Origin of the sequence: Streptomyces sp. NPDC001381, from assembly GCF_042895685.1 — a bacterium.
In the GTDB taxonomy this organism is placed as follows: domain Bacteria; phylum Actinomycetota; class Actinomycetes; order Streptomycetales; family Streptomycetaceae; genus Streptomyces.
This window is the reverse complement of sequence record NZ_JBIAWO010000001.1, coordinates 1,159,997-1,174,001: the sequence shown is the minus strand read 5'-3', so window position 1 is coordinate 1,174,001 and position 14,005 is coordinate 1,159,997. Positions and strand designations below refer to the sequence as shown.

General features: G+C 72.3%; 10 protein-coding genes. 6 read left to right on the top strand and 4 right to left on the bottom strand.

Going from position 1 to position 14,005, the window contains the following annotated elements; all coding sequences use genetic code 11:
- The first annotated feature begins 109 nt into the window (after window positions 1-109).
- Window positions 110-1,585: an FAD-dependent monooxygenase gene (locus tag ACFY2L_RS05165; protein ID WP_390821508.1), complete on the top strand. Its 1,476-nt coding sequence runs from the start codon at window positions 110-112 to the stop codon at window positions 1,583-1,585.
- A gap of 321 nt (window positions 1,586-1,906) precedes the next feature.
- Entirely contained in the window at window positions 1,907-2,536 is a 630-nt protein-coding gene (locus tag ACFY2L_RS05160; RefSeq protein WP_390821702.1) for a tetratricopeptide repeat protein, read from the top strand.
- Here the strand turns inward: ACFY2L_RS05160 and ACFY2L_RS05155 are convergent.
- Window positions 2,506-3,420, bottom strand: a complete 915-nt coding sequence (locus tag ACFY2L_RS05155; RefSeq protein WP_390659942.1) for an SDR family oxidoreductase — start codon at window positions 3,418-3,420, stop codon at window positions 2,506-2,508. The two genes, ACFY2L_RS05160 and ACFY2L_RS05155, sit on opposite strands and share 31 nt — an antisense overlap.
- 131 nt (window positions 3,421-3,551) lie before the next feature.
- Between ACFY2L_RS05155 and ACFY2L_RS05150 the strand changes: the two genes are divergently transcribed.
- Window positions 3,552-4,427, top strand: coding sequence for a LysR family transcriptional regulator (locus ACFY2L_RS05150; protein ID WP_390821507.1), 876 nt, complete (start codon window positions 3,552-3,554; stop codon window positions 4,425-4,427).
- Window positions 4,428-4,487: 60 nt separating this feature from the next.
- On the opposite strand, the gene pepN is transcribed toward ACFY2L_RS05150, so the two are convergent.
- Entirely contained in the window at window positions 4,488-7,055 is a 2,568-nt protein-coding gene (pepN, locus tag ACFY2L_RS05145) for an aminopeptidase N (RefSeq protein WP_390821506.1), read from the bottom strand.
- A 129-nt stretch (window positions 7,056-7,184) separates the two neighbouring features.
- On the bottom strand, window positions 7,185-8,204 hold the full coding sequence (locus tag ACFY2L_RS05140) for an aspartate-semialdehyde dehydrogenase (protein ID WP_390659939.1): 1,020 nt from the start codon (window positions 8,202-8,204) through the stop codon (window positions 7,185-7,187).
- A 329-nt stretch (window positions 8,205-8,533) separates the two neighbouring features.
- On the opposite strand from ACFY2L_RS05140, the gene ACFY2L_RS05135 reads away from it, so the two are divergent.
- The gene (locus tag ACFY2L_RS05135) at window positions 8,534-9,067 is read left to right on the top strand and encodes a sigma-70 family RNA polymerase sigma factor (RefSeq protein WP_390821505.1); all 534 of its coding nucleotides are present in this window, start codon (window positions 8,534-8,536) and stop codon (window positions 9,065-9,067) included.
- 1 nt (window position 9,068) lies between these two features.
- The gene (locus ACFY2L_RS05130) at window positions 9,069-9,809 is read left to right on the top strand and encodes a hypothetical protein (protein WP_390659937.1); all 741 of its coding nucleotides are present in this window, start codon (window positions 9,069-9,071) and stop codon (window positions 9,807-9,809) included.
- Window positions 9,810-9,863: 54 nt separating this feature from the next.
- Here ACFY2L_RS05130 and ACFY2L_RS05125 read toward each other — a convergent pair whose 3' ends face one another.
- Window positions 9,864-13,181 carry a S8 family serine peptidase gene (locus tag ACFY2L_RS05125; RefSeq protein WP_390821504.1) on the bottom strand — a complete coding sequence of 1,106 codons (3,318 nt, stop codon included), beginning with the start codon at window positions 13,179-13,181 and terminating at the stop codon, window positions 9,864-9,866.
- A gap of 220 nt (window positions 13,182-13,401) precedes the next feature.
- On the opposite strand from ACFY2L_RS05125, the gene ACFY2L_RS05120 reads away from it, so the two are divergent.
- Window positions 13,402-13,866, top strand: a complete 465-nt coding sequence (locus ACFY2L_RS05120; protein ID WP_390659935.1) for an NUDIX hydrolase — start codon at window positions 13,402-13,404, stop codon at window positions 13,864-13,866.
- Window positions 13,867-14,005: the final 139 nt, after the last annotated feature.

The window sequence follows — 14,005 nt, the reverse complement described above, 5'->3', positions numbered from 1 at the left end:
CTCGTTGACATCCCCCCGACGGCGGTCCTATGTTTGCCAACAAGCGTTGACCGGCAGGTGTTGACCAACACATGTTGGCCAACGACCGTTGGCACCCCAGGAGGCCCGCATGAACGGCACCACTGGCACCACCGACATCACCGGCACCACCCACAACGTGATCGTCGTCGGCTCCGGCCCCACCGGCCTCCTCCTCGCCGGCGACCTCGCCACCGCCGGCGTCCCGGTGACCCTCCTCGAAAAGCGCTCCGCCGACATCAGCAACCTCTCCCGCGCCTTCGTCCTGCACGCCCGCACCCTCGAGCAGCTCGACGCCCGCGGTCTCGCCGACGAGGTCGAGGAAGCCGGCCGCCCCCTCGACCGCCTCCGACTCTTCGGCCGTCTCACCGTCGCCCTCGACACCCTCCCCTCCCGCTTCAACCACCTCCTCGTCATCCCGCAGTACGAGGTGGAGAAGGCCCTGCGGCGGCGCGCGACCGAGGCCGGGGCCGAGTTCCGGTACGAGCACGAGGTGACCGGCGTCGAGCAGGACGCGGACGGTGTGACCGTCACCGTCCGCACCCCCGCCGGAGAGGCGGATGAGCTGCGCGCCGAGTACGTCGTGGGCACCGACGGCATGCGCAGTGCCGTACGGAACGCCCTCGGACTGGACTTCCCCGGCCGCTCCGTCATCCGCTCCGTCGTCCTCGCCGACGTCCGGCTCGCCGAGGAGCCCGAGACCCTGCTCACCGTCAACGCCGTCGGCGACGCCTTCGCCTTCCTCGCGCCCTTCGGCGACGGCTACCACCGGGTGATCGGCTGGAACCGCGCCCGCGACGTCCCCGACAGCGAGCCCCTCGACCTCGACGAGGTCAGGGAGGTCACCCGCCTCGCCCTCGGCCGTGACTTCGGGATGCACGACGCCCGCTGGATGTCCCGCTTCCACAGCGACGAACGCCAGGCGCCGGCCTACCGCGTCGGCCGCGTCTTCCTGGCCGGCGACGCCGCGCACGTGCACACCCCGGCCGGCGGCCAGGGCATGAACACCGGCTTGCAGGACGCGGCCAACCTGGGCTGGAAGCTCGCCCAGGTGATCCATGGCCACGCGCGCCCGGAGCTGCTCGACACCTACCAGGCCGAACGCCACCCGGTCGGCCGGTCCGTCCTGCGCAGCAGCGGCGGCATCGTCCGCCTGGCCATGGCCAAGCGCCCCTGGACCCTGGCCCTGCGCGCCGCCCTCACCGCCTTCCTCGGCACCGCCGCCCCGGCCCGCCGCAGGGCGGTCGGCCGACTCACCGGGATCGGCTACCGCTACCCCGCCCCCCGCGGCGCCCACCGCCTCACCGGCACCCGGGTCCCGGACGTCGCCCTGGCCGGCGGGGGCCGCCTCCACGAGGCCCTGCGCGGCGGCCGCTTCGTCCTGATCACCCCGGACGTGTACGACGACGAGCGGGGCGCCGCCCGCAAGGACCGGCTGACCGTGGAGCGCTGGGCGAGCGAGCGCCGTACGGCTCTCCTCGTGCGGCCCGACGGTTACGTGGCCTGGGCCTCCGACACGGCCGGCGCGAGCGCGGTGGAGGCCGCCCTGGCCGCCCACGTCGGCTGAGGTGCGCAGCGTGTTGCCCCCCGTACGGCACGCTGCCGCTCATGTCCCCGTGGCGGCGAGTGCCCTGCGTCTGTCCGCCGCGTAGCTCGCCACGGTCCTTCTGTCACGTGCCGTCAGCAGGCGCTTCTCGACGGCCCGTTGCACGTCCCGGACGGCTTCGGAGAGTCCGGTTTCGACCCGGCAGTCCGCGTCGGCGCGGGCCGTGCGGATCTCGTCGCGGCCGAGTGCGCGCAGGGCGTCCTCGTCCGCCGCGGCCTTCCGCAGCCGGGAGTCGACGTCCTCGCGCGGGGTGAGGCGATCGCCCTGAAGGACCTCGCCTCGGTGGAGCGGCAGCTCGGCCGCTACGGACAGGCCGCCGACCATCTCGAGCAGGCGCTGGCCCTGCTGCGCCGCACCGGCAACCGGTACCTGGACGCCCACGCGCTCAACGACCTCGGCCTGGTCGAGGCGCGGCTCGACCGGCTCGGGCCGGCCGCCCGCCACCAGGAGCAGGCCCTGGCCCTGCTCCGGGAGGTCGGCGACCGGTACGGCGAGGCCGGGGCGCTGGACAGCCTGGGCATGATCCACACACGGCTCGCCCAGCCCGAGCAGGCCGCCGCACACCACCGGCAGGCGATCACCATCTACCGCGAGAACGGCGACCGGGACGGCGAGGCCAGGGCGCTCAACGGGCTCGGCGAGGCCGCCCACGCCACCGGCCGCCACACCGACGCCCTCACCCATCACACCGGACGCGCTCACCATCGCCGAGGACATCGGCAACCCGGGCCAGCAGGCCCGCGCCCACAGCGGACTCGGCGACGCCCACCGGGCCCTCGACGACACCGGCCGGGCCGTTCGGTGCTACGAGCGGGCGCTGGCCCTCTACTCCGAGCTCGGCATGCCCGAGGCCGACGGGGTCAGGGCGAGCCTGTCGCTCCTCACGGGTTGCCGGCCGCAGCCGTGAAGTAGTGCCCCTCGTCGAGGTCCGCGAGCAGACCCGGACCCGTCGGCTCCCAGCCGAGCCACTTCCTCGTCAGCGCGTTCGACGCCGGGACGTCGAGAGCGGTGGCGATGGCGAACCAGCCGAAGTGCGCCGGTGCGTCCTCGGGGGCGACCGGGGCGACCGGCAGGCCGAGGTGACGGCCGATGGCGGCGGCGATGTCGCGCAGCGGTACGCCCTCCTCGCCGACGGCGTGCAGACGGCTGCCCGCCGGTGCCGACTCCAGTGCGAGCCGGACCAGCCGGGCCGCGTCCGAGACGTGCACGGCGGGCCACCGGTTGGCGCCGTCACCGATGTGGGCCGCGAAGCCCTTCTCCCGGGCGAGGGAGATGAACCGCGGGACGAAACCGAGGTGGTCGCCCCGGCCGTGCACGGCCGGCGCGAAACGGATGGACGCGGTCCGCACCCCGCGCCCGGCCATCTCCACGACCGCGGTCTCCGCCCGGGCCCGGAGCGCGCCGAACGACGAGGGATCCACGTCGTCCTCCTCCGTGCCGACCGTTCCCGGCGCGAGGCCCGCCGTCCCCGAGGAGATCACGAAGGGCTTCTCCGAGCCCTCCAGCGCCGCCCCGATCGCCTCCACGGCCCGCAGGTCGGTCGCGCAGGCCGCGGCGAAGTCCGAGAAGTCGTGGACGAAGGCGAGGTGGGCGACGCCGTCGGCCGCGACCGCCCCCTCGCGCAGACTGCCGAGGTCGGAGAGGTCCCCGCGGTGCACCCCGGCCCCGGCGGCCGCCAGCGCCGCCGCGGCCCTGTCCGAGCGGGCGAGCCCGGTGACCTGGTGACCCGCGTCGAGGAGTTCACGGACGACGGCGGAACCGATGAATCCGGTAGCACCAGTGACGAAGACACGCATGCTGAAGTCCTTCGAAGAGGTAACGAGTGGCGGTGCCTCCATCCTCGGGAGGAGCGGCCCCGCGCGTCCAAGGCCTGTCGGGTATGGCGCGATACGCTTCGGGCATCACGGCAGGTGGATAGGCTGGAGACATGGCCGACCTCGATCTCCGACTGGTCCGGTACTTCGCCGCCGTCGCCGAGCACCGCCACTTCGGCCGGGCCGCCGAGGCGCTGCACATCACCCAGCCCTCACTGAGCCGGCAGATCCGACGGCTCGAACGGCAACTGGGCGCCCGCCTCCTGGACCGCACCCCGCGGGGCACCCGGCTCACCGAGGCGGGCGAGGTGTTCCTGCCCGGGGCCCGGGCGCTGCTGCGCTCCGCCGCACGGGCCGCCGCGCAGGCCCGGGCGGCGGCCGAGCCCGGCCGGATCACCGTCGGGTTCTCCAGCGGGCTGATCGTCACCCCGGCGGTGCGCGAACTGCGGCGCCGGCACCCGGACGCGGACGTACGGTCCATGCACCTGGACTGGACCGAGGCACGCGCGGCCCTGCTCGACCGCACGGTGGACGCGGTGGTCGTCCGACTGCCCTTCGCCGGCGACCAGTTGGACATGACCGTCCTCTACGAGGAGCCCAGGGTGGTGGTCGTCCCGGTCGACCACCGGCTGGCCGGCAAGGAGTCCGTCACCGTCGACGACATCGCCGGCGAACCGCTGCCCCAGGTGACCGGAGCCGATCCGGAGTGGAGCGCCTTCTGGCGCATCGACCCCCGCCCGGACGGCCGCCCGGCGCCCGACGGCCCCTTCGTGCAGGCCCTGGAGGACAAGCTGGAGGTCGTCGCCGACGGCCGGGCCATCGTCATCACGGCCGGGATCCGCGGCCACCATCTGCGCCCCGACCTCACCACCGTCCCGCTGCACGGCGTCGCGCCCAGCCAGGTCGCCCTCGCCACCCGGGCCGGCGACCGGAGCCGCCTGGTGACCGCCTTCCGCGCGTGCGCGCGCAGCCACCTCACCGGGACATGAGCGAGGGCGCCCGGTGCGACACCGGGCGCCCTCACCACCGTGGGAACCACGCGCGAACGACTACCGGGCGTCGGCCGCCTGGGCCTTCAGCGCGCGCTCGACGCCCGAGCGGGACTCCGAGACGAGGCGGCGCAGGGCCGCGTTCGGCTCGGCGGCGGCCAGCCAGGCGTCCGTCCTGTCCAGGGTCTCCCGGGAGACCTGGATCGTCGGGTAGAGGCCGACCGCGATCTGCTGGGCGATCTCGTGCGAACGGGAGTCCCAGATGTCCTTGACGACCTCGAAGTACTTCTCCGTGTACGGGGCGAGCAGCTCGCGCTGGTCGGTCTGGACGAAACCGCCGATGACCGCCTCCTGGACGGCGTTGGGCAGCTTGTCGGACTCGACGACCGACGCCCAGGCCTCCGCCTTGGCCTCCGGCGTCGGACGGGCGGCCCGGGCCGTCGCCGCGTGCCGCTCACCGGCGGCCGTCCTGTCCCGCTCGTACTCGCCGGAGATCTCCGCCTCGTCGAACCGGCCGACCGCCGCGAGGCGCTGCACGAACGCCCAGCGCAGCTCGGTGTCTACGGCCAGGCCCTCGATCGTCTGCGAACCGTCGAGCAGCGACTCCAGGAGGTCCAGCTGCTCCGGCGTACGGGCCGTGGCCGCGAACGCGCGCGCCCACGCCAGCTGGTGGTCGCTGCCGGCGGCGGCCGCCCGCAGGTGGGCCAGGGTGGCGTCGGTCCAGCGGGTGAGCAGGGCCTCGCGGGCGGTGGGGTCGGCGTACAGGTCGATGGCGAGCTTGACCTGACGGTGCAGCGACTGGACCACGCCGATGTCGGACTCCTTGCCGATGCCGGACAGCACCAGGGACAGGTAGTCGCGGGCGGGCAGCTCGGCGTCCCGGGTCATGTCCCAGGCCGACGCCCAGCACAGGGCGCGGGGCAGCGAGGACTCGAAGTCGCCGAGGTGCTCGGTGACGAAGGCGAGGGACCGCTCGTCGAGGCGGACCTTCGCGTACGACAGGTCGTCGTCGTTGAGCAGGACCACGGCCGGACGGCGCGTGCCGGTCAGCTGCGGTACGGCGGTCAGCTCGCCGTCGACGTCCAGCTCGACGCGCTCGGAGCGCACCAGCTTGCCGGACCCGGCGTCGAGGTCGTACAGGCCGACGGCGATGCGGTGCGGACGCAGGGTGGGCTCGCCCTTCGCGCCCGCCGGGAGCGCCGGGGCCTCCTGGCGGATCGCGAAGGACGTGACGACCCCGTCGGCGTCCGTCTCGATCTCGGGGCGCAGGACGTTGATGCCGGCGGTCTCCAGCCAGGCCTTCGACCAGGCCTTCAGATCACGGCCGGAGGTCTTCTCCAGGGCGCCGAGCAGGTCGGAGAGGCGCGTGTTGCCGAAGGCGTGCGCCTTGAAGTACGCCTGCACGCCCTTGAAGAACTCGTCCATGCCGACGTAGGCGACGAGCTGCTTCAGGACGGACGCGCCCTTGGCGTAGGTGATGCCGTCGAAGTTGACGAGGACGTCGTCCAGGTCACGGATCTCGGCCATGATCGGGTGGGTGGACGGCAGCTGGTCCTGCCGGTAGGCCCACGTCTTCATGGAGTTGGCGAAGGTGGTCCAGGAGTGCGGCCACCGGGACTGCGGGTGGTACGCCTGGCAGGCGATGGAGGTGTAGGTGGCGAACGACTCGTTCAGCCACAGGTCGTTCCACCACTCCATGGTGACGAGGTCGCCGAACCACATGTGCGCCAGCTCGTGCAGGATGGTCTCGGCGCGCAGCTCGTACGCCGCGTCGGTCACCTTGGACCGGAAGACGTACTGGTCGCGGATGGTGACCGCGCCCGCGTTCTCCATCGCGCCCGCGTTGAACTCCGGCACGAACAGCTGGTCGTACTTCTGGAACGGGTACGCGTAGTCGAACTTCTCCTGGAACCAGTCGAAGCCCTGCCGCGTCACCTCGAAGATCGCGTCCGAGTCGAGGAACTCGGCGAGGGAGGGCCGGCAGTAGATGCCGAGCGGGACCGAGCGGCCGTCCTTCTCGTACACGCTGTGGACGGAGTGGTACGGCCCGACGATCAGCGCGGTGATGTAGGTGGAGATCCGCGGGGTCGGCTCGAACACCCAGACGTCGCCCTCGGGTTCGGGCGTCGGGGAGTTGGAGATGACGGTCCAGCCCGTCGGCGCCTTCACCGTGAACTGGAAGGTCGCCTTGAGGTCCGGCTGCTCGAACGAGGCGAAGACGCGACGGGCGTCCGGCACCTCGAACTGCGTGTACAGGTACGCCTGCTCGTCGACCGGGTCGACGAAGCGGTGCAGGCCCTCACCGGTGTTGGTGTAGGCGCAGTCGGCGACGACACGGAGGACGTTACGGCCCTCCAGCAGCCCCGGCAGCGCGATCCTCGAGTCCTTGAAGACCTCGGCCGCGTCCAGCGCGTCGCCGTTGAGCGTGACCTCGTGGACGGCCGGGGCCACCAGGTCGATGAAGGACTCCGCGCCGTTCTCCGCGACGTCGAAGCGCACCGTGGTCACGGACCGGTAGGTGCCGCCCTCCTGCGCGCCGGAGAGGTCGAGATCGATCTCGTACGAGTCAACGGTGAGCAGCTTCGCCCGCTGCTGCGCCTCTTCGCGAGTCAGGTTTGTGCCAGGCACGCGGTCATCTCCTCGTCATGGGTGGGTTGCGCCATCCTTCCACGTGAGGGGCGTGCGGGGCGACGACGTTCCCGACGCGCGAAAGGGGCGGCCACCACCGGGTGACCGCCCCCTGAACAGCCGGACGTCCTACTTCGCGGCGAGTTCCGCCGCCACCAGCTCCGCGATCTGCACCGCGTTCAGCGCCGCGCCCTTGCGCAGGTTGTCGTTGGAGACGAACAGCGCCAGGCCGTTGTCCACCGTCTCGTCACGGCGGATGCGGCCCACGTACGACGGGTCCTTGCCGGCCGCCTGGAGGGGCGTCGGGATGTCGGTGAGCACCACGCCCTCGGCGCCGGACAGCAGCTCGGTGGCGCGCTCCACCGACAGCGGACGCGCGAAGCGGGCGTTGACCTGGAGGGAGTGGCCGGAGAAGACCGGGACGCGCACACAGGTGCCGGAGACCTTCAGCCCGGGGATCTCCAGGATCTTGCGGGACTCGTTGCGGAGCTTCTGCTCCTCGTCGGTCTCGTTCAGGCCGTCGTCGACGATCGAGCCGGCGAGCGGGACCACGTTGAAGGCGATGGGGCGCTGGTAGACCTGCGGCTCGGGGTAGTCGACCGCCTCGCCGTCGTGGGTCAGCCGGTCCGCGTCGGCGACGACCTTCTGCGCCTGGCCGTGCAGCTCCGCCACGCCCGCGAGGCCGGAGCCGGACACCGCCTGGTAGGTGGCGACGACCAGCGCCTCCAGGCCGGCCTCCTCGTGCAGCGGCTTCAGGACCGGCATCGCGGCCATCGTCGTGCAGTTCGGGTTGGCGATGATGCCCTTGGGGCGGTTCGCGATCGCGTGCGGGTTCACCTCGGAGACCACCAGGGGCACCTCGGGGTCCTTGCGCCAGGCCGACGAGTTGTCGATCACGACCGCGCCCTGCGAGGCCACCTTCTCGGCCAGCGCCTTCGAGGTCGCGCCGCCCGCGGAGAACAGGACGATGTCCAGGCCGGTGTAGTCGGCCGTCGCCGCGTCCTCCACCGTGACCTCGTCCAGGACCGTCCCCGCCGAGCGGGCCGAGGCGAACAGGCGCAGCTCCGTGACCGGGAAGTTCCGCTCCTTGAGGATCCTGCGCATGACCGTGCCGACCTGACCGGTGGCTCCGACGATTCCGACCCTCACGGCGACTCCCTCTGTCTCGTTGCGTACGCATTGCCTGGCCGTGGCTTTTCCATCATGCGGCCGACCCCGGCCCGCCTGTCCAATTCTTTGCCCGGCATGCCCGAGGACTGGGACGCCCCAGGATGACCGCGGGTTGCGGAAATTCCTCCCACACCCCGCTGAACTGGAGAAATTCCCCCCGCCGGGGCCTCGCGCCGCAAGCTGTGCTGCCCCGCTCCGCGGTGTGACGTACGCCTCCGCGGCACGTCCCGGGATTTCCCACCGCCGCGCCGAACGTTTCCGCGCCCGCACGCGTCGTAGGAGAAACGCGGCTGGGGGAGGGGTGGCTGTTGCTGCGCAGAACGAGCCGCCGCGGCCAGGGGGACGGCACCGTGCACGGTGATCCCCTGGACGCGGCGCAGGAACGCCGGGTGCGGGCGGTGCTCGCGCTCGGCGGGGTGCCGCAGGCGGACCTGCCGGACGGGGTGCAGCAGGTCCGTCTGCGGCTGCTGGAGCGGGCCGCCAAGGGCTACGAGGCCCCGCGGGACGTCTCGGCGTGGGCGGCGGTCGTCGCCTCCAACCTCGCCATGGACTGGCACCGCGCCAAGCGCCGCCAGGAACGCCTCGGCGAGCGGCTGGCCTCGCTGCGCCAGCACGAGCACCCCTCAGGCGAGGAGACCAGCGTGCTCTCCCTGGCCGTCGCGCGGGGCCTGGACGACCTGCCCGACGCGCAGCGCCAGGTCGTCGTCCTGCGCTTCTTCGCCGACCTGCCGGTGCGCTCGATCGCCGAGGAGCTCGGCGTCCCGGAGGGCACGGTCAAGAGCCGCCTGCACACCGCGGTCCGGGCGCTGCGCGCCCGCCTGCACGAGGACGAGGTGGTGTGACATGCCCGCAGAGCGGCACGAGAAGCCCGAGGGGTACGACGGCACGGATCCCCTCATGGCCGCGATCACCGGCGACCCGCTGCCCGAGGAGATGCGCGCCGACCCCGCCCTCCTCGCCGCCCACCGCTCGGCCGCGGCCGACGTGGCGCTGCTGAGGGAGCAGCTGGGCCTGGTCGCGGAGGCGCTCACCCGGCCCGTCGAGGAGCCCGCGCCGGCACGCGCCCGGCCGCCGCGGCCGACCCGGCGCCGGCTGCGCCCCCTGGCCCTGCGTGCCGTGGGTGCGGCCGCCGCCGGAGCCCTGGTGTTCGGAGCCGGCTGGGTGGTGGTCCAGGTCGGGCAGGGGACGGCGGGCGTCGAGTCGAGCTCCGACAGCGGGGCGAAGGCCGCGTCGGGCGCGGAGGACGCCGGCAGCCCGCTCGGCGATCCCGGCTACCTCGCCTGCGTCCGCCTGGTCGTCGAGGGCGACGTGACGGCCGTGGACCCGGTGCCCGGCACGGACGAGGAGCGCGTCACCCTGCGCGTGACCCGCGCGTACACGCCGGAGAGGACACAGCGGGAGGTCCGCTTCGTGCTGGCGCGGGACATGGACCCGCTGGTGGCCGAGGGCGACCACGTCCTGGTCGCCCTCCCGAAGGGGTCCTCCTCCCCGGACGTGTGGGCGGTCGGCGAGGCCGGGATCGCCGCCGAGCGGGACGCGCTCGCCCGCGCCCTGCCGGACGCGGAGGGCGTGTCCTGCACATGACGAAGGGGCGGGTGTCCCCCCGGACACCCGCCCCTTCGCCCTCTCATACGCGTGCTACGGGGTGACCTTCTCGATCGCCACGTTGCCGAATCCCGTGACGGTGCCGCGGGCGTTCACCAGCTGGACCTGGCCGAAGAAGGCCCGGCCCTCCGGCGCGGCGGCCGCGGCGGTGACGGTCGCGGAGACCTGCGCCGAGGCGCCCGTGGCCAGCTTCACCGGCGCCGACTCGTCTACGGCGATGGTGCCGAGCGACGACGCGTAGAACACGTCGAAGTAGTCGTACTCCGTCGTCCCGGCCGGGACCGAGTAGCCCGAGACCACGATGGTGTAGGTGCCGGCGGCGGGCGACGGGATGGAGACCGCCTCCTCGGAGTCGCCGTCGGCGGAGCTCCCGACCTGCTTGCCGGTCGAGTCCAGGACCACCAGGTCGAGGTCGGCGGAGGCGTCGGAGACGTCGCCGATCGCCACGTCGAGCGACTTGGCGCCCGCGGGGACGTCGACCGTGGTGGTCTGGTCCTCGCCCTGCTTGATGGACGGGCGGGCCGTCTTGGACGAGCCGAGCGGGCCGCCCACCAGCTTGCCGTCGATCGCGGCGAAGCCGTTCGTCACCTTCCAGGAGGCGGCCGCCGGGGTGCCGACCTTCGCCTCGGGCACGGTCACGGTCGCCGGGTCGAACGCGGCGCCGTAGACGGTGACGTCCAGCTTGTAGGGGTTGTCGAGCAGCGGCGAGGTGCGGCGCGACTCGACCTCGATCTCCCAGACGCCCGGCTGCGGGTCGGCGTAGGAGCGGACGTCCGGCTTGCAGCCGTTGCCGTCGAGGTAGTTGTTGTAGCAGTAGATGGTGGCGCTGTCCTCGACCGCGACACCGTACGGGTGGATCGAGATGAACCGGGTCTGGCTCTTGTCCTTCAGCCCGCGGATCGCGACCTCGAGCGCCTTGGCGCCCTCGGGCACGGTCAGGAAGTAGTGCTGCGAGCTGTTGCGCTGCACGGTGTTCGACGCGTGGAACGCGTAGTGCACCGGGGTGGAGACGACGACCGTGTTGAGGATCTGCTTGTCGGTGCCCACGGTCTTCGGGTCGTCGACCTCGAGGATCGCGCTCTTGAGCCCGGCGGACTTCGGCGCGGCCTGGATCTTCACCGTCACCGGCTTGTTCAGCGGCAGCTTCACCGCGTCGGAGCCGAGGATCCGGAAGGTGCCGGCCGCGTTGTTCGCCAGACGCAGCGTGTGGCGGACCGCCTTGTCGGCGCCGGACGTACGGGTGATCGTGACCTTGTACGTCTTCTTCTGGCCGGCCTTGAGGCCGCCCTCACGGTCGTACACGCCGGTGCCGAAGCCCGGCGTCTTCAGGGCCTGGTCGAGCGCGGTGTCGACCGGGGCCTTGACGGTGTAGTCGTGGGCGGCGGCGCCCTTCCTGATGGACTTCCAGGCGTCCACGATGTTGATCGCGCCCGCGCCCTCCTCGTAGGCCTGCAGGCCCTTGATGTGGTCCGCGGTCGAGGTCAGGGCCGTGCGCAGGGTCGCCGGGGTGAGGGCGACGTGCTTCTGCTTGGCGGCCGAGATCAGCAGCGCCGAGGCGCCGGCGGCCTGCGGGGAGGACATCGACGTGCCCTGCAGCATCGAGTAGCCGGCCGGCAGCGTGTAGCCCGACTCGGCGACCGGGGCGCCCGGCAGCCAGGTCTGGGTGGTGTTGATGGCGGCGCCGGGCGCGACGAGCGTCGGCGTGAAGCCGCCGTCCTCACGCGGGCCGCGCGAGGAGAAGGGCAGCAGCGCGTACTTCTTGGTCACCTTCGAGCCGTAGTTGGCGGCCCAGGTCTCCTTGGAGATGGCCGCGCCGACCGAGATCACCTTGTCGGCCAGACCGGGGTCGCCGATGGTGTTGGCGCCCGGGCCCTCGTTGCCCGCGGAGATCACGAGCTGGACGCCGTAGGTGTCGATGAGGCGGGTGTACAGCTCGGCGCGCGCGTTGTTGCCGTCGTTCAGGCCCGGCAGACCGCCGATCGACATGTTGACGATGTCGACACCGCGGTTGACGACCAGGTCGATCATGCCCTCGGTGAGCGCGACGTTGGTGCAGCCGCCGGACCAGGTGCAGGCCCGCGAGGAGACGAGCTTCGCGCCGGGCGCGGCGCCGTTCATCTTTCCGCCGAACAGGCTGTTCGCGGCGGTGATGCCGGCGACGTGCGTGCCGTGCTCGGACTCGATGATGCCGATGTTGACGTAGTCGGCCTTCGCGCCGTCCGCGTTGTAGACGACGTCCTTGCGGGTCTCGACGACGAACGGGATGCGCTCGGCGACGTCGGTCGCCGGGTTGTCCGTCCCGAAGTAGCCGACCTGGTAGCCGTCCTTGTACGGCTTCATCGGCGCGTCGTCGGTGAAGTCGAGGTTGTCGTTCGCGTCGACGCGCACCGCGCCCGTGGCCGCGTCGTACAGCACACCGAAGGCGTCCGTGGTGTCGCCGTCGCGGTTGACGTCGCCCTTCTCGTCGCCGCCGGCGGTGATGGACTCGTAGAAGTAGTTGAACTTGTACGAGCCGGCCGGAGCGTTGAACGTCTCGGCGACGCCCGTACTGGCCGGGGTCGCGGAGAACTGCGGACCGCTCACCGAGGTGAGCATCCGGCGCCAGGTGGCGTCACCGTCGGCGACCGGGTCGGTGGCCGTCACCCAGTCGACGATCTTGCGCTCGCCGGTGGTGGTCTTCTGCAGCGCCGGGTGCGCCAGGTCCACGCCGGAGTCGAGGATGCCGATGGTCACCCCGCGGCCGTCCGCCTTCGGGTTCTTCTTCACGAAGTCGACGGCGCCCGTCTCGAAGGACGGGTTGTACGGGTTCTTGGCGGGGGTGTTCCTGCCGGGACCGGTGTAGGTCTTCGCCGTGGCCGGGGACGTGGCGCCCTTGGCGGTGTCGGCGCTCGGCGTCGGGTCGTCCAGGGCGATGTCCTGCCGCAGGTCGATGCCGTGCACGGAGGACAGCTTGGCGGCGGCGGAGATCGCGGCGTCCGCCTTGGCGGTGGGAACGGTGGCGCGCACGTAGCCGACCTTGTCGAAGGTCCGGCCGACGATCCCGCCGCTCACCGCGTCCAGCTGCTCGGCGACCTGCTCGGTCTTGCCCGGCGCGGTCGCGACCATCATCGTCACGGTCCGGTCGCCGTCGGCCTTCGCCTCGGCGAGCAGGCCGGCGTCGTCGGAGCCGAGCTTGTCGTGGGCGGACTTCACGCCCGGGTCGGCGGCGGCGGGAGCCTGGCCGGCGTCGGCGGAGAACGCCATCGGAATCGGTCCGGCCGCGGACAGCGCGGCCACCAGGCCCGCGGCCACGGCGATCCGGACCGCGCGTCTGGCGCCCGGTATCGGTTCGCGCTGGGGGGTGAAAGTCATCGGCATCCCTTGTAGGTAAAGGAACAGGCGACCGGGCTGGTCATGCCTGATCGCGAACGTCCGGAATGCGATCCCGGACGACCGCAAAGCTTTACGCAAGGGGCGGTTGTTTGGGGAGTGTTGACCGAATCGATATGGATGTATGGGGAAAACCCTCTACGAGAACCCTGTGTGAGAAATTTTCGTCCGCTGTGGACGATTCGCGGGCTAACGTGCCTGTGTGCGCAAGAGGTTGAGGGTGGCGGCCTACGCCGTCTGCGTCCGTGACGGCCGGATGCTGCTCGCCCGCTCACCGGCGGACGGCGGCGGCTTCGAATGGGTGCTGCCCGGCGGCGGCATGGAGCACGGCGAGGACCCGCTGGACACCGTCGTGCGCGAACTGGACGAGGAGACCGGCTACCGCGTCGAGGTGACGGGCCTGCTCGGGCTGGACTCCTCCCGCCACGTCTTCGGCCGCGAGGGCCTGCACGGCCCCGTCGACCACCACGGCCTCCGCATCGTCTACGAGGGCCGGATCGTCGGCGGTGAACTCCGCAACGAGGTGAACGGCTCCACCGACATGGCCGCCTGGCACGACCTCGACGCGGTGCCCGGCCTCACCCGGGTGCGACTGGTCGACGTGGCGCTCCGGCTGTGGCGCGAACGGCCCGTGGACGGAAGGGCGTTCGTCCCCACCGAGAGCTAGGTCGTGTCCGCAAGGTCCCGCCTGCTCGCGCGGGAGGGGCCCCCACGACGCCGCGAGGCCCGCCCTGCGGGCGAACGGCGGGACTTTGCGGACACGACCCAGGGCCCGTTGCGACTCTCCGGTTACCCCGACGGAAGAA

Excerpts from the sequence above, each read along its gene's own strand:
- ACFY2L_RS05165 (WP_390821508.1), top strand. The coding sequence starts at position 110 with ATGAACGGCACCACTGGCACCACCGACATCACCGGCACCACCCACAAC.
- ACFY2L_RS05155 (WP_390659942.1), bottom strand. The coding sequence starts at position 3,420 with ATGCGTGTCTTCGTCACTGGTGCTACCGGATTCATCGGTTCCGCCGTC.
- ACFY2L_RS05150 (WP_390821507.1), top strand. The coding sequence starts at position 3,552 with ATGGCCGACCTCGATCTCCGACTGGTCCGGTACTTCGCCGCCGTCGCC.
- ACFY2L_RS05130 (WP_390659937.1), top strand. The coding sequence starts at position 9,069 with ATGCCCGCAGAGCGGCACGAGAAGCCCGAGGGGTACGACGGCACGGAT.
- ACFY2L_RS05125 (WP_390821504.1), bottom strand. The coding sequence starts at position 13,181 with ATGACTTTCACCCCCCAGCGCGAACCGATACCGGGCGCCAGACGCGCG.